This window comes from Kutzneria sp. NPDC052558 (assembly GCF_044547355.1).
In the GTDB taxonomy this organism is placed as follows: Bacteria; Actinomycetota; Actinomycetes; order Mycobacteriales; family Pseudonocardiaceae; genus Kutzneria.
The window spans coordinates 128,427-149,295 of record NZ_JBIUAG010000011.1 but is presented as its reverse complement, the minus strand read 5'-3'; the positions used below and the strand labels follow the sequence as shown (position 1 = coordinate 149,295).

The following is a 20,869-nucleotide window of genomic DNA, read 5'->3' as shown; positions in this document are numbered from 1 at the left end:
GCGCCCCCCCCCCCCCCCCCCCCCAACCACCCACCCGCCCGCCCCCCCCCCGCCCGGGGTGGCGGGCGGCGCTGCCCCACCCGCGGGCGGGCCCACCCCCCCCCTTCCACACCGGGGAACGGCTTACGGGAGCTGGACGGGGGCGGTTCTGGTGACGGTGTTGGCGCCGGGGGCGGTGACCGTGACGGTGACCTGGTAGCTGCCGGGTGGGGCGCCGGGCGGCGGGGTCAGCGTGACGGTCTGCTGGACCGGCAGGTGGTTGGACTTCAGCAGCAGCGCGCCGGGGTGGACGGTCCAACCGTCGGCGGCGCTGATCGACACCGGCAGGGTGCCCGGGGCCTGCCCCAGCACGTCCACGTTGAGGCCGCGGATGGAGGCGTCGACGTGCCGGCGGGAGTCGGGGGCGGCGTGGTTGATCGACGGCGGTTCGGCCGAGGGGCTGGTGGCCCAGGCCGACGGGGCGCTGCCGACGTTCACCCGGAGCGTGCCGCCGCGGCTGACGTCGTCCCAGCCGAGCCAGCTGCGGGCCACGCCGCGGCCGTCGAGCGAGACGTTCTGCACGTACCGGTTCACATCCGTGACCCCGGGCGCGCTGATCGTCAGCTGCCGCTGTCCGATGTGGACGGTCGCGGTCGGGAACTGGGGGCTGGACAGGGCCAGGAAGTTCCCGCCGCTGGTGGTCGGGTACAGGCCCAGCGAGGAGAAGACGTACCAGGCCGACATGGTGCCCAGGTCGTCGTTGCCGGTCATGCCGTCGGGGCCGTTGGTGAACAGCGTCATCGCCGCCCGCACCACGGTGGCCGTCTTGGCCGGGGCCCCGGCCCACAGGTACATGTAGGGGGCCAGCAGGTCGGGCTCGTTGTTCGGGTTGTAGGTGGCCTTGCTGTAGTAGTCGTACGGGCTGGAGATCCAGTCGTCGTGGACCGCCCTGGCCGGATCGGTCAGCAGGTGCGGGTAGGCGAAGAAGGCGTCCAGCCGCTGCTCGGTGCTCTTGCGGCCGCCCATCAGCTGCACCAGTCCGGCCGGGTCCTGCGGCGCCAGCCACTGGTACTGGTACGCGCCGCCCTCGTGGAACTGGTGGTCGGCCGGCACCGGGTCGTACGGCGTGAGCCAGGTGCCGTCGGTGGTGCGGGGCCGGAACTGGCCGGTGGAGCTGTCCCACAGGTTGCGGTACCACTGGCCGCGGGCGGCGAACATCTGCGCGTCGGCGTGGCGCCCGAGGCCGTCGGCCATCAGGGCCAGGGCGGCGTCGGCCAGGGCGTACTCCTGGGTGGCCGAGGCCGGGTGGTCGCAGTCGTTGTCGCCGCCCTTGTCGGCGCAGTTCACGCCGCGCTTCAGCCCGGACGGGATGTAGCCGAGGTCGGCGTAGAACGGCTGGCCGGTGCGGCCGTTGTACTGGGAGTCCGCCGGCGGCAGGCTGGTGGCGTTGGCCCGCAGCAGGGCGTAGGCCTCCTGCTCGTGCCCCTTGAGCAGGCCCTTGGTCCAGGCCTCGACCAGAAACGGGGTGACCGGGTCGCCGGTCATGATGTTGGTCTCGCTGTTGGCCAGGGCCCAGCGCGGCAGCCAGCCGCCGTCCCGCCCGGCGGCCACCAGCGACAGCGCCACGTCGCGGGCGACGTCGGGATGCAGCAGCTCCAGCAGCTGGTTCTGCGGGCGATACGTGTCCCACAGCGAGAAATTCTGGTACGGCGTGTAGTCCGCCGCCTTGTGCACCTTGGCGTCGAAGCCGGCGTAGCTGCCGTCGACGTCGCCGGCCAGGTTCGGGTGCAGCTGGGCGTGGTAGAGCGAGGTGTAGAAGGCGGTCTGCCGGTCCTGCGCGCCGCCGCCGACCTGGACGCTGTTCAGCTCGTCGACCCAGCTTGCGTGCAAGGCCGCCTTGGTGGCGTCGAAGTCGTAGGAGCTGCCGGTCTCCTGCTGGAGATTGGCCCGCGCCCCGGCCATGCCGGTGTAGGAGATGCCGACCTTCAGCACGACGTCGTGCTGGGTGGTGGCATCGAACGTGGCCCAGGCGCCGTTGTCGCCGGCGCCGGCCGCGTCCTTGGCCCCGGCGGTGGCCGTGCTGCCGCGCCAGGCGCCGTACGAGGCGAACGGCCGGGAGAAGCTGGCGGTGAAGTAGACGGTGTGCTGGTCGTGCCCGGCGCAGAAGCCGCCGTCGTGCACACGTCCCTCGACCGTGTGGTTGTCGACGATGTGGACCTCTGAGTCGATCACCGACTGGTTGGCCCGGCCGGTGTTGAACAAGACGTTGGCCGCCGCGGTGGCCGGGAAGGTGTAGCGCTGCCACCCGGTTCTCGGCGTGGCCGTCACTTCGGCGTTAACGCCGTAGGTGGACAGTCCGACCCGGTAGTAACCGGGCGTGGCCTGTTCGTCGCCATGCGAATAGGCCGAGGCGTATTTGGCCGGGTCCACGGTGGAGACGGCGCCGGTGGTCGGCATGACCGGCAGCTCCCCCATCACGCCGCAGCCCACTCCGGACAGATGCGTCTGGCTGAAGCCGTAGATCGCGGTCTGGTCGTAGTCGTAGCCGCCCTGGCCGCCGGTGTCCGGACTGACCTGCGTCATGCCGAACGGGGCGCTCGCGCCGGGGAAGGTGTTGCCGGAGTTCTCGGTGCCCACGAACGGGTTCACCAGTGTCGTCGGATCGGCTGGCGCGGCCTGCGCCCCGGGACCCACCGTGACGGTCAGAAATCCCGCCGCCAACGCCGAAACCGCCATCGCCGAACGAATTCTCATGCTGGCCAACCCCCCTCGGTAGCCATCCGGTTACCTGATGCACTAGACCAATGCCCCTCGGCGGTGTCAAACATCCGGTCTGACCGTTGTCCGGTAGATGCGCCGTTTGAGTGAAGATCTTCTCCGTCGCCTCCGCAGCGGGCCGGGAAAGCGACTACGGTGTCTGACCGACCGCCGTCGAGTGGAGGCGTCATGAACACGGACGCGTGTCCCGACGGCCGGCGCTGGATGGGTGTGGGCCAATCCAGCGCCACCGAACCGAGGACCGCCGCGGCCCAAGCCGCGCACACCGCCCTGACCGGGGCGGATCCCAAGCTGCTCATCGTATGGGCGGCGATCACCTACGACCTGGCCCACACGCTGGCCGGCGTGCGGGACGTGGTCGGCCCGGACGTGCCGGTGATCGGCTGCACCACCCGCGGCGAGATCTGCGCCGGCGGTGGCAACGACGGCACCGTCGTGGTGGCCGCGATCGGCGGCCCCGGCTTCGCCGTCACCACGGCCGCGGCCGAGAACGTGGCCGGCCGCCAGCGGGAGGCCGGCGAGGAGCTGGGCCGCAGCGTCACCGAGGTGCCAGGCCTGCCGCACCGGGTGCTGATGCTGCTGACCGACGGGCTGGTCCGCGACCAGGAGCAGATCGTGCGCGGCTGCTACAGCGTGCTCGGGGCCAGCGTGCCGCTGTTCGGCGGCTCCGGCGCGGACGGCTGGCGGATGAAGCGGGCCTACCTGCTGGCCGGGGACCGGGTGCTGACCAACGCGGTGGTCGCGGCCACCATCCACTCCGACGCACCGCTGTCGGTGGGCGTGCGGCACGGGTTCCGGCCGGTGGGCGAGCCGATGATCGTCACCGGCAGCCGGGACGGCCGCATCCAGACCGTGGACGACCGGCCGGCGCTGGACGTCTACCTGGACCGGCTGGGCGCGCCGGCCGAGGCCTACACCGACAAGGAAGCGCTGATGCGGTTCGCGCTGCCCCGGCCGCTGGGGCTGCAACGCCGCAACGGAGTGGACGCGCGCAACGTCAGCACCCAGATCGACCTGGAGGGCCGGTCCCTGGGCGGCGGCGGCAGCTTCGACCACGGCGGCCTGGTGTGGGCCATGACCGGCGACGAGCAGTCCATCCTGGCCGCCACCGACGCCGCCTGCCAGGAGGCGCTGGCCGGGCTGGGCGGGCGGGAGCCGGTGGGGCTGCTGACGATCAGCTGCGCGGCCATCCGGGCCATCCTGGACGACGACGCCCTGCGGCGGGACAACGCCCGGCTGGCCAAGTGGGCCGAGCAGGCCCCGTTCGCCGGCTTCTACGCGTACGGCGAGATCGCCAGGGCCAGGGGCATCCACGGCTTCCACAACCAGACCCTCGCCGTGCTGGCCCTCGGCTGAGATGACCGGGTTCGGGGGCGGCGCCTATCACGACGGCCAGCAGCTGTTGGAGCTGCTGGCCGTGGTCTCGGAGTGCTCGGACGAGGTGTCGGCGGCCCACGCCGCGGTGGAGCGGGCGGCCGCGGCGCTGGAGGCCGAGGTGGCGGCCGTGGTCATCGACGACGAGGTGGCGGCGGTGGTCGGCTTCCCGGTGGGCCGGGTCCCGGTCGCCGACCTGGTCTCGGTGGCCTGCCGCGAGCGCGACAACGTTGACGTGCCCGGGGTGGGGCGCTGTCACGCCTTCGCCGCCGACTGGGGCGGCGGCCGGCCCGGGCATCTGGTGCTGGCCCGCTGGGGCGCGCAGGGCTTCTCGGTCGAGGAGCGCAACGTGGTCCGGGGCATGGCGCGGCTGCTGGAGCTGGCGCTGACCATGCTGCGGACCTTGCAGGCCGAGCACGAGATGCGGGAGCGCAGCGAGCGGCAGGCCGCCGAGAACGCCGAGCTGCTGGCGTCGCTGCAACAGCGGCAGCGGCTGCTGGAGCACCTGTTCGACGTGCAGCGGGCGATCTCCCGGCGGCGGCCGCTGCCCCAGGTGCTGGACATGATCGCCGCCGCCGCCCGGCAGCTGCTGGGCGACGGGGCGGTGGGGCTGTGGCTGCGGGACGACTCCGACCCGCAGCAGATCTCCCTGGTCGCCGGGGCCGGGCTGAGCGTGGACATCGAGCGGGAGACGCCGACCATGCCGCTGGCCGAGGCCGGCACGGTCGGGGCCGCCATCATGTCCGGCGGCGTGGTCGTCGGCGGCGAGGACAGCACCGAGGGCCTGGCCTCCATGGCCGCCCCCGTGCACGACAGCGGCACCGTGACCGGCGGCCTGGTCGTGGTCGCCGACCATCCCGGGCGGTCCTATGCGCCGCCCGAGGTGCAGATGCTCCAGTCCTTCGCCGAGCACGTCAGCCTGGCGCTGACCGACGCCAACACCGTGGACCGCATGCACCAGGCCTTCCACGACTCGGTGACCGGCCTGGCCAGCCGCAGCCTGTTCCTGGACCGGCTGGCCCACCAGCTGGAGCTCACCGGCCACGGTGGGGCGCGGGTGGCGCTGCTGTTCATCGACCTGGACCGGTTCAAGGTCATCAACGACACGCTGGGCCACGCCGCCGGCGACACCCTGCTGACCATCACCGCCGACCGGATCGTGGCCCAGCTGCGCGACAGCGACGTCGCCGCCCGCTTCGGCGGCGACGAGTTCGCGGTGATGCTGCTGAACGTCTCCACGCCCGGCGACGCCGCCAAGGTCGCCGACCGCATCCTGCGCGGCCTGCACGAGCCCATGCGCATCGCCGGCCGCCAGCTCCAGGTCAACGCCTCCATCGGCATCGCCCTGAGCACCCACGGCATGACCGACCCGGCCGCCCTGGTCCGCCGGGCCGACATCGCCATGTACCGGGCCAAGCGCAACGGCCGCGGTCGCTACGACGTCTTCGCCGACGAGATGCTGCTGGCCTTCACCGACGGGGACAGCCACCCGTCCGCCTAGCGCCTGGTCCCACACGGCGAGCCAGGTCGCGCTAATGCGTTCCCCTCTGCCGCATTATCGCGCCCTGGCCCGTCGCCCCCGTGCCTTGCTCTTTGATCCTGCCACGGGCCACTACTCGTTCGAAATCCGCGGACTACTCAACCAGTACACGCGCTTTCCGGCATATCCGCGATGGTCACGGGTTAGCCTTGCCGGTGTGCCCGACCTGCCTCTCGACACCGTGGAAGCGGAACGCCTGACCCGTGAGCATCTCACGGGCAAGACCCCGGGCGCAGCCGTCGCCATGACGTCTGGAGGCGCCGCAGTATTCACAGCGTGCCACGGTTTCGCCGACCTGGAATGGGAAACTCCGGTCACGCCGGCGACGGTTTTCACCCTGGCGTCGGTGACCAAGCCCTTCACCGCGCTGGCGATTCTGTGCCTGGAGCGGGACGGCGTCCTGGATCTGGACGCGCCGCTGGCCGAGCACGTGCCGGAATTCGCGGCGGTCGCGCCCGGAGTCCGACTCCACCACCTGCTCACGCACACCTCCGGTGTGCCCGACTTCACCGACGACGACGGTTTCCAGAAGCGGTGTCGGCTGGACCAGAGCGACGAGGAGCTGATCGCCGAATTCGCCTCAAAACCGCTGGAGTTCGCGGTCGGATCGCAGTACGGATACAGCAACACCGGCTACCGCCTGCTCGAGATCATCGCGGCCCGGGCGACCGGCCGGCCGTTCGCCGAGGTGCTGGCCGAGAAGGTGTTCTCACCTGCGGGAATGTCCGACACACGGCTGCTGACCAACGCCGACATCGTCGCTCGGCGGGCCCGCGGTTACACCGCCGACAACGGCGTGTTCGCCAACGCCTCGCACGTCAACATGGCCGTGCTGGGCGGCGCGGGCGGCATCGGCGCCACCCTCGAGGACCTACTCCGCTTCGACCGGGCGCTGCGGACGGAATCGATCGCCACTATCGCCCTGCAACGGCGAATGTTCCGCCCGGCGACGCTTCCGCACCACAGCGTCGAGGGGTACGGGCTGGGCTGGGAGATCAACACCCTCCGCGGCCGCAGGACCGTTTTCCACACCGGCGGCATCTACGGATTCTCCACCTTGTACGCGCGGCTACCCGAGGAGGACATCGGCGTCGTCGTGCTGGCCAACGCCGAGTCCTTCTCGTGCGCCAATCTCGCCCGCGACCTGATCGCCCTGGCACTGGATCTGCGTCCGCCGCGACACCCGACGATGTGCCTGCCCGAGCCTGATCTCGCGGCCAGGGCCGGCCGCTACCGCGACATGAGCCACCATTTCGACGTCACGCCGACCGCCGACGGCCTGGTCGTGTCCCAGTTCGACCGCACGTTCACCATGCTGCCGATCAGCCCGACGTCCTACTACGCGCCCGAGGACCCGGACATGCGGCTGAGTTTCCACGACGACAATCCCGCCGCCGCCGGCACGCTGCACTACCCGTTCTGGTGGTGCACCGGCTACCGCAGCGCCGCGGAATAGCCCTCACTCGACGTCATGGACCAACACCCGGCACCGAAAGCACTCGATGCTCTCGTCCTCGACCGCGACCAGGTGCGCCCGCGCGTACCCGGCCTCGACCACGTCGTCCGGATGCGCCTCGACCGCTCGTTCCCAGTAGTCGCGCGCCTCGGCGAACCGACCCCGCGCGCGGGCCACATGGGCAAGCCCCTCCAACGCACTCCCGCGACCGCGGTTGAGCCCGTACTCGACGGCGTAGTCGTACGCCTGTGTGAAGATCTCGGCCGCCCGGTCGATGTCCCCGGCGCCGAGCGTGGCGTCGCCGAGGTCGTTGAGCGCCTCGTATTCCGACACGCGGTGGCCGAACCGGCGCGCCAGCAGCAGCGCCTGCCGGCCGAACTCGATCGCGCTGCTCATGTTTCCCAACGCCCGCTCGGTCGAGCACAACCCGGCCAGCACGAGCAGCTCCCCCATCTCGTACCCGATCTCCGCGCTGACCGACCGCACGTGGTCCAGTTCGCGCCGCGCCTCGTGGTTGCGGCCCATCAGGTGCTTGGTTATCGCGATGTTCCACCACAGCTGGCAGCGGTTCACCATGGAGCCGCCCCGTCGCTCCTCGATCTCCAGCGCCCGCCGGAAGTGCCCGAGCGACTCGTCCCAGCGGCCGAGGTTGCGGCACACGACACCGAGGCAGTTGGCGAGCGTCCAGTCGAGACTGGTGCGTTCGAGCTCGGCCGCGAGCGCCTCCGCCGCGCGAAAACCCTCGTAGGCCGGCACCATCCGTTCCGCGTAGTAGTGCATCAGGGCCAGCTCGGTGACCTGCGTCGCCTCGGTGTAGCGGTTGCCGGTCGACCGGCTCAGCTCCAGCGCGCGCCCCAGCAGCGATTCCGAGGCCTCGTGATCGCCGTGCTCCCGGTGCGAGCCGGCAACGGCCTGGGTCATGATCGACCGGCCGTGCCGGTCGTGATCGGCTTCCGCGGCCAGCAGGCCGGCCTCGAACAGGGCCCGCGCCACCCCGATCTGGTGGGTGTTCTTGATGTAGGGCTGAATCGCCCGGACCAGCCGCCAGGCGTGACGCGGCCAGCCCTCGTCGGCCGCGAGATGGGCGACGGCCTGCACGTTCGCGTACTCGTCGCGCAGCACCGTGTCGGCGTCCTTCGGGGCCACCGGCCGCACCCGCCCGGCCTCGGCCCGCGGATGCTGGACGTCGACGTCCTCAAGGTCCTGCAGGTTGGTGCGCAGGTGCCCGGACCAGTCGCGGACCGCGCAGAGGTAGTAGTCGAGCAGCCGGCCGACCGCGGCCCGCATGCCGTCCTCGCCGTCCACTTCCTCGCACAGCTGGCGGGCGCATTCCCGGACCAGGTCATGAAAGTAGTATCGGCCGACCACATCCTGCCGCAGCAGGTTGTCGTCCAGCAGCGCTTCCAGGTGGTCCTCGGCCTCGGCCACCGGGATGTCGGCCAGCGCGGCCGCCACGTAGGCGTCGAAGTTGTGGCCCGGATGCAGGGACAACACCCGGAACAGCCGCTGCTGGGTCGGGGACAGGTAGCGCAGGGACAGCTTGAGCGCGGAGGCCACGCTGCGGTCGCCGGTCCGCAGGAACTCGTTGCGCCGCTGGGTCTCCAGCCGCTCCACCAGGTTGGCCACGGTCCAGCTCCGACGGTCGCGCAGCCGGGCCGCCGCGATCCGGATCGCCAGCGGCAGCCGTCCGCACAGCTCGACCGCCGCCACCACGGCCTCCGGCTCCGGCGCCGTCCGCTCCTCCCCCACGATCTGGACGAACAGCGACACCGCGTCCTCGCGCGGGAACACGTCCAGGGACAGCGGGACCGAGCCCTCCAACGCGGTCAGGCGGCGACGGCTCGTGACGACGACAAGAATGCCCGGGGTGCCGGGAATGAGCGGGCGCACCTGGGCGACATCGATCGCGTTGTCCAGCACGACAACCGCGCGCTTGCCGGCCATGTGCGAGCGCCACAGCGCCGCCCGCGCCTCCAGGCTCGGCGGCACCAGCTCGGCCGGGACGCCGCAGTCCCGCAGCAGCGAGTCCAGCGCCTGCTCCGGCGGCACGGGATCCTGGCCGAGGCTGAAACCGCGCAGGTCGATGAAGTACTGACCGTCGGGGAACTCGTCGGCGATGCCGTGCACCAGGTGCACCGCCAGCGTGGTCTTGCCGACGCCGCCCATGCCGTCGATGGCCGAGATGACCAGCGCGGACGGCAGTGAGCGCTGCATCTCGGCGGTGAACTGCCCCAGTTCGGCGGCGCGGCCGGAGAAGTCCCGGGTGTCGTTGGGGAGAAAGCACTTCGTGGCTGTCGGCTCGACGTCCTCGACCGGAACCTCGGGCGCCGCCTCGGCTGTCGTGTCGGCCGCGGTGTCCGTCTCGCCGGAGTCGGCCAGGATGTCGGCGAACAGGGCGCGCAACCGGGGCCCGGGGTCGAGCCCGAACTCCTCGGCCATCAGCCGCCGGCCCTCGTCGTAGACCGCGAGCGCCTCGGCCGGCCGGCCGCTGCGGTGCAGGGCCGACATGAGGTCGGCGCGGAAGCTCTCCCGCAGCGGATGCTCCGCCACCAGGTCCCGCAGCTTGGCCACGACGGCCGCGTGGTCGCCGGCGCGCAGCTGTGAGGCGGTGAGGTGCTCGATCGCGGTGAGCCGCTCCTCCTCGAGGCCAGCTGCCGCCGCGGTGATCGACCGGCCCTCCAGCCCGGCGAGGGCCTCGCCCCGCCACAGGCCGAGCGCCGACCGGAGATCGGCGATCGCGCGCTCCGCCTCGCCGGCCGCGTCCGCTTCCTTGGCCCGCGCGACGAACCCGCGGAACTGCTCCACATCGGTCGACGCCGGCGCCACGTTGAGCTGGTAGCCGGCGTCGGTCGTCAGCAGTGTGAGGCCGCTGCCGGCCGGCGCGAGGGCCCGGCGCAGGCTGCCGACCGAGTTGTGCACCTGCTGCCGCACCGAGCTGGGCGGCTCCTCCCACAGCTCGGCGACCAGCCGGTCGAGCGTGAGGGACCGGTTGGCGTTGAGCAGCAGCACGGCGAGCAGCTTCTTCTGCCGCGGTCCGCCGATCGACAGGCGCCGACCGCCGGCCCGCACCTCGATCGGGCCCAACATCAGCACGTCCAACCCGGCTCCCCACCCGACCATCGTCCAGCGGCCAACCGCGCCAGCCTACCGAGTGGGCCCGCCCACGGAAATGGCCAACGAGTGGCGAACGCGCGGCGACCTGAGCTACCCTGGCGACGGGGATGACAACTGAATATGAGTGATTATTACCAGGGGGGTAATAAGAAGTGAAGCGTTCAATTACCTTGGGCGCGGTCGCGGCCATCACGGCCGGTATCTTCGCGCTCACATCGGGCACTGCCGAATCGTCACGGCCACCTGACGCCACGCACAGTGCGAACACTTATCTCGGGCCGAACAGCCCGAACTCCGCCGCGTCGACTATCGGGCCGCCCAAGACGGCCCCTAACTAATGCGGAGTGCGCGTTCCCTTCGTCGCCGCGGCGACACCGGTGACGAAGGGGAACTCAGCCGACGCAGTTTCGCCACGACGATCACGCTGCTGGTCGTCTCGCTGGTTCTCGCCTGCCTGACCCAGCTGTCCGGGAACGCTGGCCTCGAGCAGCGGTCCGGCGCCTACACCGCGTTGTGGCCGCAGGGCTGGTCGTTCTTCACCGGGCTCGGTTCGAAGGATGAGCTCTCGGCCTACCGCGTCGACCCCACCGACCACCGCCTCGTCCCTCAGTTGCAGCGTCTGACCTGGTCGGACCGGCAATGGGGACTGGAGCGGTCGGCCGAGTCGCAGTCCTGGGAGCTCGGCGACCTTGCCCGACAGATTCCCCAGGCGGCGTGGCATCCGTGCACGGCGGCAACCGTCGCCGACTGTTTTCCGCTGATAGCGAAACCGAATCCAGCCACCGTGACAAACCGGTCGGCGGCCCCGGCCCTGTGCGGGCGAACCGTCATCACCATCGAACACCCGAGCTTTCCCGTCGGCGCGGACCTGCCATCCGCGCCGAGTCACATCTACGCGGTCACGGAAGTGAATCTGACATGCCGGCGCTAACGGCATTCTGGCAGTCACTGCTCCGAGCGGCCACGGTTCACGATCCCCGCGGCCGGCCGCTTGCCGTCGGCCGGGTTCTGCTCGCGTCGGCCACGTTGACCAGTGTCGTGTGCACGCCAGACAACACGCTTTTCAGCACCGCGACGGACGGGATGGCCACGGTTGGATGCGATGGCGTGCGGTCGGCGTCGCTGTGGTGCCTTAGCCATGCCCTGACCGGCGACTACGTATTCGCCCGGGCCATCACCATAATGACGTTGATTGTCGTTGCGACCGGATATCGGCCGCGGTGGACGTGCATACCGCAGTGGTACGTCACCTTCAGCCTCACCGCCAGCATGCCGGCGATCAACGGCGGCGACAACGCCGCGGTGATCGCCACCATGCTGGCCGTCCCGCTGTGCCTGGGCGACCGGCGGACCTGGCAGTGGACCCGGCCGTCGGGGCCGCTGTCGGCCCGCTGGCGCGGCCGCGCGTTCGCGGCCCAGCTGGTCATCCGGTTCCAGGTGGCGCTCATCTACGTCACGGCCGCCGGCTCCAAGCTGGTCGATCCGGCCTGGCGCGACGGCTCGGCGCTGTACTTCGTCCTGCACGACCCGCAGTTCGGGCTGCCGGCCTCGGCGCTGCGAACCGTCGCCCCACTGCTGGACTCGCGGTGGCTGGTCGCGCTGGTGACGTGGAGCGTCATCGCCGCGCAGCTGGCGATCGCCGTCCTCGTGCTCGGCCGGCGGCGGCGCCGCCTGGTCGCGGCGTTCCTGGTCACCGGCCTGCACCTGGCCATCATCGTGCTGATGGGCCTGCCCAGCTTCGGCCTCGCCATGATCGCCTTCGCCCTGCTCGCGCTCGGCCCCGGTGCCGCGCGCCGTCCGAGACGGAGCCGCTCAACCGCCCGCCTCACTGGCCAACTCCGGGGCCTTCGGCATCGCCTCGGCCGACTTCACCAGCATCGGATTCGTGAAGTGAGACAAGGGACCCCGCCGGCCGGCGGAGTCCCTTGTGGACGGATCAGCCGTCGGAACGCCTGCGGTGCAGGCTGAACTTCTCGAACACCGACAGGTCGCCGTGGGGCTTGTTCACGTTGTAGTACGTGACGTGCATGGTGGTGGTGTCGCCGGGGCGGCGGCCCGGGTCCACGGTGAAGGCGGCGAAGCCGTAGGGGTGGTCGAGGTCGCGGACCGCGCTCCAGACCGCCTCTTCCCGCACATAGGTGGAGGTCCGCTTGCCGTTAGAGCCGGGCGTGGCCGAGACGGCGGTGACGACCTTGCCGGTGCCGTCCTTGAAGAAGGACCCGTTGGTCGTGCCGGAAACCCCGCCGCCGCCCAGGATCATGTGCACGGTGCCGTGGGTGGCGTCGATGTTGTCGGTGGCCGAGGACACCGGGTTCGGCGTCAGCGTCTCGCTGCCCGACACCACGCCGCGCACGGCCAGCGAGCGCTCGTAGTCGTGCTCGTGCCCGCACAGCACCAGGTCCACGCCGTACTTGTCGAACAGCGGCCCGTACTTCTGGCGCAGCCCCAGATCGGCCCCGTTGGCGTCGGAGGTGCTGATCATCACCTGGTGCATGGCCACGACCAGCCAGTCGATGTCCCGGGACCTGCGCGCGGCGGCCAGCTCCCGCTCCAGCCAGGCCAGCTGCCGGCCGCCGGAGTAGCCGCTGATGTAGACGTCGCCGCCGTCCTGAAGGCAGTTGTCGTCGTTCTGCAACACGATCACCCGCACCGAGCCGGCGGTGAACGAGTACCACAGGCCGGCCAGCTCCGGGTCGGTCTCGGTGGAGGGCAGCTGGAAGTAGGCCTGATACGCGCCCAGCCCGATCGGCCCGTTCTGCTTCTCGATCTCGTGGTTGCCGGCGGCCGGCATCCACGGCCGGAACCGGGCCGAGCGGGTGTTGTTGGTGAAGAAGTTGTTCCAGGTCCGCACCCGGTCCACGTCCAGGTTGGCGTAGCACAGGTCGCCGTTGAGCAGGTGGAACAGCGGGGCCACGGTCTCGATGCCGGTGACGATGTCCTTGGTGGCCGGGGTGGAGTTGGCGTCAAGGCCGACCGAGCCGTTGGCCGCCCACGTGACCTGCGGCGCCGACTGGTCGCCGAAACTGGTGAAGGTGAACGGCATCCGGCCCGACGGCGCGGTGCGGAAGGCGCCGGCGTCCGGGGTCGCGCCGTCGTGCTGCGCGGCGTACATGTACTGGGTGTTGGGGCGCAGGCGGTTCAGCTCCGCATGGTGGATGTGGACCGTGCGACCGGAAGTGCCGTCCACATAGGTCTTGGTGTCGGCGTCCACACAGCCCCCGAAGCCGCCCTCCAGCGTGCCGTAGACGACGCGCGGCTTGCGCACCGAGCCCTCGGTGATCCAGGAGACGACCATCTGGCGGGAGGGATCGCGGCCGAACGTCAGATGCAGGCCCTGCACCGGGGTCGCGCCGTTGCCCACGCTGGGCACGAAGGCCGGCGTCGCCGCCTCGGCGGTGGCCGAACCCAGCAGCGGGGCGGCGGCGGTCGCGCCGAGCAGTCCCAGCGCTCCTCTTCGGCTGACGGTGCGCTTGTCGGGCATGGGGGTTCTCCTCAGCTCGGGATCGCGCAGAACCTAGGCTGGCGGAGCGACGCGGGCGTGAACAAGATCTGTCCAGGCGATGAATCAGCCTGACGGACCGAACCTCTCGACGCGGATGTCCTCGGTGGGCACACCGATGTCCAGCAGCAGCATGCTCGCCGCCTCGGCGAACGCCGCCGACCCGCAGACGTAGCAGATGGCGCCGGGCGTGTAGAGGGCCACGAGTTCCTGCGCGCTCAGCCGACCGGCCTTGCGCCCGCCGAAGTCCTCACGGGTCACGGCGATCAGCGCGTTCGCGGCGACCAGCTCGTTGGCGTAGGGCAGATCCTCGGCCGTGCGCACCGACACCGCCACGCGGAAGTTGTCGAAATTGTGCCGCAGCATGGAAATCATCGGCACCACGCCCGAGCCGCCGCCGACGCCCAGCGCCGGCGCGGCGCCGTTCCACGCGAACCAGCCGCCGATCGGGCCGCGGACCTCCAGCTCGTCCCCCGGCGCCACGACATCGGCCAGGTACGTGGAGACTTCGCCGTCCTCCAGCCGTTCCACGAACAGCTCCAGCACCGGGTCGTCCGGGGCCGAGGCAATCGAATACGACCGCTGCGCCCGATAACCGTCCTCCGCGGTCAGCCGAACCACGTAGTGCTGGCCCGACAAGTGCCGCACCCGGTCGGGCACGTCCAGCCGCAACGTCACGCTGTGCGGGGTGTCATGACTGGTCGAGACGACCTTGGCGTACCGCCAGCCGCGCGGGTCAGTCACCCTGGTACCGCTGTTCCAGCCAGGGATCGCCCAGGTCGTGATAACCGTTGCGCTCCCAGAAGCCCTGCACGTCGTGGTCGAGCAGGGTCAGCTTGGTGACCCACTTCGCGCTCTTCCAGAAGTACAGGCGCGGCACCAGCAGCCGGACCGGGCCGCCGTGATCGCGGTGCAGCGGCTTGCCCTCGTGGGTCCAGACCAGCCACGCCCTGCCGTTGCGCAGGTGCTCCAGCGGCAGGTTCGTGGTGTAGCCCGTGGTCGAGGTGGCCAGCACATGCGTGGCCGACGGCAGCGGCTCCACCTGGTCCAGCAGCAGGTCGATGCTCACCCCGCCGAACCTCGTGTCGAACTTCGACCACGTGGTCACGCAGTGGATGTCGCCCCGGTACTCCTCCTGCGGCAGGGCGTGCAGCTCGTCCCACGTCCACTTGCCCGGCGCCCGCACCAGGCCGTCGATGCTCATCGTCCAGCGGTCCGTGTGCACCCTCGGCGTGACCTCCGCCGTCAGCACCGGAAAATCCCGCCCGATGTCGTACTGCCCCGGCGGCAGCCGCCGGTCCCTCGGCGCCCGCCGCTTCCCGACGAAACCCCGCGTGGGTCGACTCATGGCCGAAGTATGCCTCCAGGACCGCTACGCAGCCAGCGCGTAGCCCAGGAACACCGCGCCCAGCCCGGCGATCAGGCTGATCAGGACGTTCATCACCGCGTACAGGTAGGCCTTCTGCTCCACCAGCCGCAGGGTCTCGTAGCTGAACGTGCTGTACGTCGTCAGCGCCCCGCAGAAGCCGGTGCCGACCAGGGCCGCGACCGCGCTGGGCAGCGAAGTTCCCGCGCCGGCCAGCAATCCCAGCACCAGGCAGCCGACGACGTTCACGGTCATCGTGCCCCACGGGAAAAGCGAGTCGTGCCGCACCTGCACGGCCCGGTCGGTCAGGTACCGCAGCGGCGCGCCGACCATCGCACCCACGAACACCAGGACCAGGGTCACGCCGCCACCTCCGCCGGCTTGCCGGTCAGGGCCCGCATCAGCGCCACCCCGGCCAGCACCGCCAGCATCGCGGCGGCCAGCGTGCCGAACAGGTAGGCCATGGCGATCGGCACGTCGCCAGGCGTGAGCAGAGCCCGCGTCTCCACGGCGTAGGTGGAGAACGTGGTGAAACCGCCGAGAAAGCCGACGCCGAGGAACGGCCGCAGCAGCGGCCGCTGTCCCCATCGGACCATCAGCACGCCGATCAGGAAGCAGCCCAGCACGTTGATGACAAACGTCCCCAGTGGAAAGTGCCCCGGCGTGGTCGGCAGCCACAGCGAGATGCCGTAGCGGGCCAGCGCCCCCAGCCCGCCGCCGACGGCGATCACCGCGAGCACGCCGCCGTGGGTGCGGGCCAGTTCGCGCCGCTGAGCCGGAACATGGACGTCGACATCGGGGTCGACCGACACACAGCCTCCTACAAGAACCCGAACGGACAGGATCCAGTAGGGACTGTTGGCGGCGACACTGCCACGGTTCCCCGGCCTGCGGGCCGGCGAGCCCCACCGCCGGACCCACCCAGCATACCCAACCGCTTGGAAGGGGGCTTTCCTCCACTCCGAGTGAAGGAAAGCCCCCTTCCAAGCGCCGAGGGGTCAAGCACCGGGGGTCAGAAGTCGGCTAGGGCGGAGTCCACCGAGTCGCGGATGGCGAAGCCGGCGTCGAGGCCGGTGATCTCCAGCGGCCGCAGCACGATCCGGCTGTCGGCGGCCAGCCGCAGCGTGACGGCGGCCTGCCCGGCCTTCTCGCCCACGGCGGCCAGCATGGCCAGCCCGGCCGAGGCCAGGAAGGTCAGCCCGGTCATGTCCACCACCAGGCCGCTGGGCCCGGCCTCGATGGCCTGGTCCAGCTCCAGGGTCGCCGCCGGCACGGTCTGCATGTCCAGCTCGCCGGCCAGGTGGACGACGGCGACGCCGCCGACCAGCTCGGTGTCGGCGGCGAAGGCGCCGGGGTTCTCGGGCACGTATTCTCCCCATCGTCGACTGACGCCGCAGCCTACGGCACGGTCAGCTCTCGCCCAGCCCCAAGACCCGGTGCATGGTGTCGAGCAGCTCGTCGGCGTCCACCGGCTTGGTGACGTACTCGTTGGCCCCGGACGCCAGGCTCTTCTCCCGGTCGCCCTGCATGGCCTTGGCGGTCACGGCGATGATCGGCAGCTGGGCGAACTGCGGCATGGCCCGCACCGCCGACGTGGTGGCGTAGCCGTCCATCTCCGGCATCATCACGTCCATCAGGATCAGGTCGACGCCGTCGTTGGCCAGCAGCACCTCGATGCCCTTGCGGCCGTTGGGGGCGTGCAGCACGGTCATGCCGTAGGTCTCCAGCATGCCGACGATGGCGAACACGTTGCGCACGTCGTCGTCGATCACCAGCACCTTGCGGCCGCGCAGGCGCTCGTGCCCGTGCTCCTCGGTGGACAGCTGCTGCACGAGCCGTTCCCGCAGCTCGCGGACGCTGTCCACGATCTGCACCGGCCGGTTGCGCACGTGCGACTGGAGCAGCCGGTCCTGGGCCGGCGTGAGCGGCCGGGCCAGGTGCGCGAACACCGGCAGGGCCGCCAGGTCGGAGTGGTTGGCCAGCCGCTTGAGGAACGTCAGCGACATCGCCTCGGGCAGGTTGAGGTCCAGCACCACGGCCTGGTGCGGCGCGGCCAGCAGCGCGGCGGCGGCCTCGTCGGGCGTGGCGGCCACGGTGACGTGCGGGTCGCCGAGGGTCACCGCGACCTGCCGGGCCAGGGTGGACAGCTGCTCGCCGCCGGACTCCAGCACCAGCACCCGCCGCCGCGCGTCCGGGGCGGCCGGCTCGGGCGCGGGCGCCTGCTCGGCGAACTCGGGCTCGACCGGCAGGTGCAGCGTGAACGTGCTGCCGACGCCGAGCTCGCTGTCGGCCTTGATCTCGCCGCCCAGCAGGTAGGCCACCTCGCGGCTGATGGACAGGCCGAGGCCGGTGCCGCCGTATCGCCGGCTGGTGGTGCCGTCGGCCTGCTGGAACGCGCCGAAGATGGTCTCCAGGTTGTCCGGCGCGATCCCGATGCCGGTGTCGGACACCGCGAACTCCACGGTGTCCCCGGCCAGCCGCACGGCCAGGTTGACCCGGCCGGTCTCGGTGAACTTGACCGCGTTGGACAGCAGGTTGCGCAGCACCTGCCGCAGCCGCGGCTCGTCGGTGTAGAGGGTCTCCGGCACGTCCGGGGCGACCTGCACGCCGAAGCCGAGGCCCTTCTCCACGGTCAGCGGCTGGAAGGTGGCCCGCACGTACTCCAGCAGCTGGGGCAGCGGGAACCGCTCCGGGTGGATGTCCATCTTGCCCGCCTCGACCTTGGACAGGTCCAGGATGTCGTCGATCAGCTGGAGCAGGTCGGTGCCGGCGGAGTGGATCACGTTGGCGAACTCGACCTGCTTGGGCGTGAGGTTGCGGGTCGGGTTCTGGGCCAGCAGGCGGGCCAGGATGAGCAGGCTGTTGAGCGGCGTGCGCAGCTCGTGGGACATGTTGGCCAGGAACTCGGACTTGTACTTGGAGGTCAGGGCCAGCTGCTGGGCCCGTTCCTCCAGCTCCTGCCGGGCCTGCTCGATCTCGAAGTTCTTGACCTCGATGTCGCGGTTCTGCCTGGCCAGCTCGGCGTTGGAGCGGCGCAGCTCGCTCTGCTGGTCCTGCAACTGCTCGGAGCGGGCCCGCAGCTCCTGGGTCAGCCGCTGGGACTCGGCCAGCAGCGAGTCGGTGCGGGCGTTGGCGATGATCGTGTTCACGTTGACGCCGATGGTCTCCATCAGCTGCTCAAGGAAGTCCCGCTGGACCGGCGTGAACCGGCCGAACGAGGCCAGCTCGATCACGCCGAGCACCTGGTCCTCGAACACGATCGGCAGCACGATCAGATTGGCCGGGCCGGCCGCGCCGAGGCTGGAGGCGATGCGCACGTAGTCGTCCGGGGTCTGGTCGACCAGGATCGTCTTCTTGGTGGTGGCCACCTGCCCGACCAGCGACTGGCCCAGGCGGAACTCCTTGGGCACCGCGTCCTCCTGATGCCCGTAGCCCGCGACCAGGCGCAGCCGCACCCCCTCGGCGTCGGCCTCGGCCAGGAAGAACGTGCCGAGCTGGGCGTCGACCAGCGGGGTCAGCTCGTTCATGATCAGCTCGGCCACGATGCGCAGCTCGCGGTGGCCCTGCATCAGTCCGGAGAACCGGGCCAGGTTGGTGTTGGTCCAGTCCTGGTCCTCGTTGGCCCGGGTGGTCTCGCGCAGCGACCGGACCATCGTGTTGATGTTGTCCTTGAGCTCGGCCAGCTCGCCCTGCGCCTCGCCGGTGATGGACCGGGTCAGGTCCCCGGTGGCGACCGCGCTGGTCACCTCGGCGATGGCCCGGACCTGCCTGGTCAGGTTCAGCGCCAGCTCGTTGACGTTCTCGGTGAGCTGCTTCCAGGTGCCGGACACGCCCTCGACCTCGGCCTGCACGCCCAGCCGGCCCTCCCGGCCGACCTCGCGGGCCACCCTGGTCGACTCGGCCGCGAACGAGGACAGCGTGTCGACCATCGTGTTGATGGTCGTCTTGAGCTCCAGGATCTCGCCGCGGGCGTCGACGTCGATCTTCTTGGACAGGTCGCCCCTGGCCACCGCGGTGGTCACCTGGGCGATGTTGCGGACCTGGGAGGTCAGGTTGCTGGCCATGAAGTTGACGTTGTCGGTCAGGTCCTTCCAGGTCCCGGCCACGCCCGGCACCCGGGCCTGGCCGCCCAGCTGGCCCTCGGTGCCGACCTCGCGGGCCACGCGGGTCACCTCGTCGGCGAAGGCGGACAGCGTGTCGACCATCGTGTTGATGGTGTCGGCCAGGCCGGCCACCTCGCCCCGGGCCTCGACCCGGATCCGCTTGGTCAGGTCGCCCTCGGCGACCGCGGTCGCCACCTGGGCGATGGACCGCACCTGGCCGGTCAGGTTGGACGCCATCACGTTGACGTTGTCGGTCAGGTCCTTCCAGGTGCCCGACACGCCCCGCACGATCGCCTGGCCGCCCAGGTCGCCCTGGGTGCCGACGTCGCGGGCCACCCGCGTCACCTCGTCGGCGAAGGCCGAGAGCTGGTCGACCATGGTGTTGATGGTGTCCTTGAGCTCCAGGATCTCGCCCCGGGCGTCGACCCGGATCTTCTGCGACAGGTCGCCCCTGGCCACCGCCGTGGTCACCTGGGCGATGGACCGCACCTGACCGGTCAGGTTGCCGGCCATGACGTTCACCGAGTCGGTGAGGTCCTTCCAGGTGCCGGACACGCCCTTGACGTCGGCCTGGCCGCCCAGCTTGCCGTCGGTGCCGACCTCGCGGGCCACGCGGGTCACCTCGTCGGCGAACGAGGACAGCTGGTCCACCATCGTGTTGATGGTGTTCTTCAGCTCCGAGATCTCGCCCCGGGCGTCGACCGTGATCTTCTGGGTCAGATCGCCCTTGGCCACGGCCGTCGCCACCTGGGCGATGGACCGCACCTGACCGGTCAGGTTGCCGGCCATGAAGTTCACCGACGTGGTCAGCTGCCGCCACGTGCCGCCGACGCCGGGCACCTGGGCCTGGCCGCCGAGGATGCCGTCGGTGCCGACCTCCTGGGCCACGCGCGTGACCTCGTCGGCGAACGAGGACAGCTGGTCCACCATCGTGTTGATCGTGTTCTTCAGCTCCAGGATCTCGCCCCGGGCGTCGACCGTGATCTTCTGGGTCAGATCGCCCCTGGCCACCGCGGTGGTCACCTGGGCGACGTTGCGGACCTGGTCGGTGAGGTTGCCGGCCATGAAGTTCACCGAGGTGGTGAGGTCGCGCCAGGTGCCGGCCACCCCGGGCACGGTCGCCTGGCCGCCGAGGCGGCCCTCGCTGCCGACCTCGCGGGCCACCCGCGTCACCTCGTCGGCGAACGACGAGAGCTGGTCCACCATCGTGTTGATGGTGTCCTTGAGCTCCAGCATCTCGCCCTTGACGTCGACGGTGATCTTCTGGGTCAGATCGCCCCTGGCCACCGCGGTCGCCACCTCGGCGATGTCGCGGACCTGGCCGGTCAGGTTGCCGGCCATCGCGTTCACCGAGTCGGTCAGGTCCTTCCAGGTGCCCGACACGCCCGGCACGGTGGCCTGGCCGCCCAGTTTGCCGTCGGTGCCGACCTCGCGGGCCACCCGCGTCACCTCGGAGGTGAACAGCGCCAGCTGGTCGACCATGCCGTTGAAGACGTCGGACATCTCGTCCATCAGCACGTCGCCGACCCTCGGCAGCCGCGTGCCGAAGTCCCCGTCGCGCACCGCCTTGAGGCCGTGGAGCAGCTGTTGAAGCCGTTCGTCCTGCACGGCCTTGCCCTCCACCACCATCTGCCGCTCCCATGACGCTCGTGTCCCCGTC

At 70.8% G+C, this 20,869-nt stretch carries 14 protein-coding genes; 5 read left to right on the top strand and 9 right to left on the bottom strand.

The genetic code is table 11. The features are described 5' to 3' along the window. Positions 1-123 precede the first annotated feature (123 nt). Positions 124-2,733, bottom strand: coding sequence for a GH92 family glycosyl hydrolase (locus ACIG5F_RS21120; RefSeq protein WP_396519840.1), 2,610 nt, complete (start codon positions 2,731-2,733; stop codon positions 124-126). A 192-nt stretch (positions 2,734-2,925) separates the two neighbouring features. On the opposite strand from ACIG5F_RS21120, the gene ACIG5F_RS21115 reads away from it, so the two are divergent. The 3 genes from ACIG5F_RS21115 to ACIG5F_RS21105 all read left to right on the top strand — a co-directional run bounded on the left by ACIG5F_RS21115 (position 2,926) and on the right by ACIG5F_RS21105 (position 7,127). Beyond that, on the top strand, positions 2,926-4,113 hold the full coding sequence (locus ACIG5F_RS21115; RefSeq protein WP_396519838.1) for an FIST signal transduction protein: 1,188 nt from the start codon (positions 2,926-2,928) through the stop codon (positions 4,111-4,113). Between the two features lies 1 nt (position 4,114). After that, positions 4,115-5,632 (top strand): diguanylate cyclase domain-containing protein, encoded by a 1,518-nt coding sequence (locus ACIG5F_RS21110; protein WP_396519836.1) that lies wholly within the window; start codon positions 4,115-4,117, stop codon positions 5,630-5,632. Positions 5,633-5,828: 196 nt separating this feature from the next. Then, positions 5,829-7,127 carry a serine hydrolase domain-containing protein gene (locus ACIG5F_RS21105; RefSeq protein ID WP_396519834.1) on the top strand — a complete coding sequence of 433 codons (1,299 nt, stop codon included), beginning with the start codon at positions 5,829-5,831 and terminating at the stop codon, positions 7,125-7,127. A gap of 3 nt (positions 7,128-7,130) precedes the next feature. Here ACIG5F_RS21105 and ACIG5F_RS21100 read toward each other — a convergent pair whose 3' ends face one another. Then, the gene (locus ACIG5F_RS21100) at positions 7,131-10,220 is read right to left on the bottom strand and encodes a BTAD domain-containing putative transcriptional regulator (protein WP_396520163.1); all 3,090 of its coding nucleotides are present in this window, start codon (positions 10,218-10,220) and stop codon (positions 7,131-7,133) included. A 358-nt stretch (positions 10,221-10,578) separates the two neighbouring features. Here ACIG5F_RS21100 and ACIG5F_RS21095 point away from each other — a divergent pair, with 358 nt between their 5' ends. Both ACIG5F_RS21095 and ACIG5F_RS21090 read left to right on the top strand, forming a co-directional pair. Beyond that, a complete protein-coding gene (locus ACIG5F_RS21095; protein ID WP_396519832.1) occupies positions 10,579-11,172 on the top strand; it encodes an SdpA family antimicrobial peptide system protein in 594 nt (197 codons plus the stop codon). Positions 11,173-11,429: 257 nt separating this feature from the next. Further along, on the top strand, positions 11,430-12,209 hold the full coding sequence (locus ACIG5F_RS21090; protein ID WP_396519830.1) for an HTTM domain-containing protein: 780 nt from the start codon (positions 11,430-11,432) through the stop codon (positions 12,207-12,209). On the opposite strand, the gene ACIG5F_RS21085 is transcribed toward ACIG5F_RS21090, so the two are convergent. From ACIG5F_RS21085 to ACIG5F_RS21055, 7 genes are all read right to left on the bottom strand, one after another. Continuing rightward, positions 12,178-13,722 (bottom strand): purple acid phosphatase family protein, encoded by a 1,545-nt coding sequence (locus tag ACIG5F_RS21085; RefSeq protein WP_396519828.1) that lies wholly within the window; start codon positions 13,720-13,722, stop codon positions 12,178-12,180. The two genes, ACIG5F_RS21090 and ACIG5F_RS21085, sit on opposite strands and share 32 nt — an antisense overlap. A gap of 84 nt (positions 13,723-13,806) precedes the next feature. Next, complete coding sequence (locus tag ACIG5F_RS21080) at positions 13,807-14,484, bottom strand: FAD-binding oxidoreductase (protein ID WP_396519826.1); 678 nt, start codon at positions 14,482-14,484, stop codon at positions 13,807-13,809. Continuing rightward, complete coding sequence (locus ACIG5F_RS21075; RefSeq protein WP_396519824.1) at positions 14,477-15,088, bottom strand: sulfite oxidase-like oxidoreductase; 612 nt, start codon at positions 15,086-15,088, stop codon at positions 14,477-14,479. The genes ACIG5F_RS21080 and ACIG5F_RS21075 overlap by 8 nt, the downstream gene beginning before the upstream one ends. 24 nt (positions 15,089-15,112) lie before the next feature. Continuing rightward, complete coding sequence (gene crcB / locus ACIG5F_RS21070; protein WP_396519823.1) at positions 15,113-15,469, bottom strand: fluoride efflux transporter CrcB; 357 nt, start codon at positions 15,467-15,469, stop codon at positions 15,113-15,115. Further along, entirely contained in the window at positions 15,466-15,918 is a 453-nt protein-coding gene (gene crcB, locus ACIG5F_RS21065; RefSeq protein ID WP_396519821.1) for a fluoride efflux transporter CrcB, read from the bottom strand. The genes crcB (ACIG5F_RS21070) and crcB (ACIG5F_RS21065) overlap by 4 nt, the downstream gene beginning before the upstream one ends. A gap of 200 nt (positions 15,919-16,118) precedes the next feature. Beyond that, positions 16,119-16,472, bottom strand: a complete 354-nt coding sequence (locus tag ACIG5F_RS21060; protein WP_396519819.1) for an STAS domain-containing protein — start codon at positions 16,470-16,472, stop codon at positions 16,119-16,121. A 43-nt stretch (positions 16,473-16,515) separates the two neighbouring features. Then, positions 16,516-20,838, bottom strand: a complete 4,323-nt coding sequence (locus ACIG5F_RS21055) for a HAMP domain-containing protein (RefSeq protein ID WP_396519817.1) — start codon at positions 20,836-20,838, stop codon at positions 16,516-16,518. Positions 20,839-20,869 lie beyond the last annotated feature (31 nt).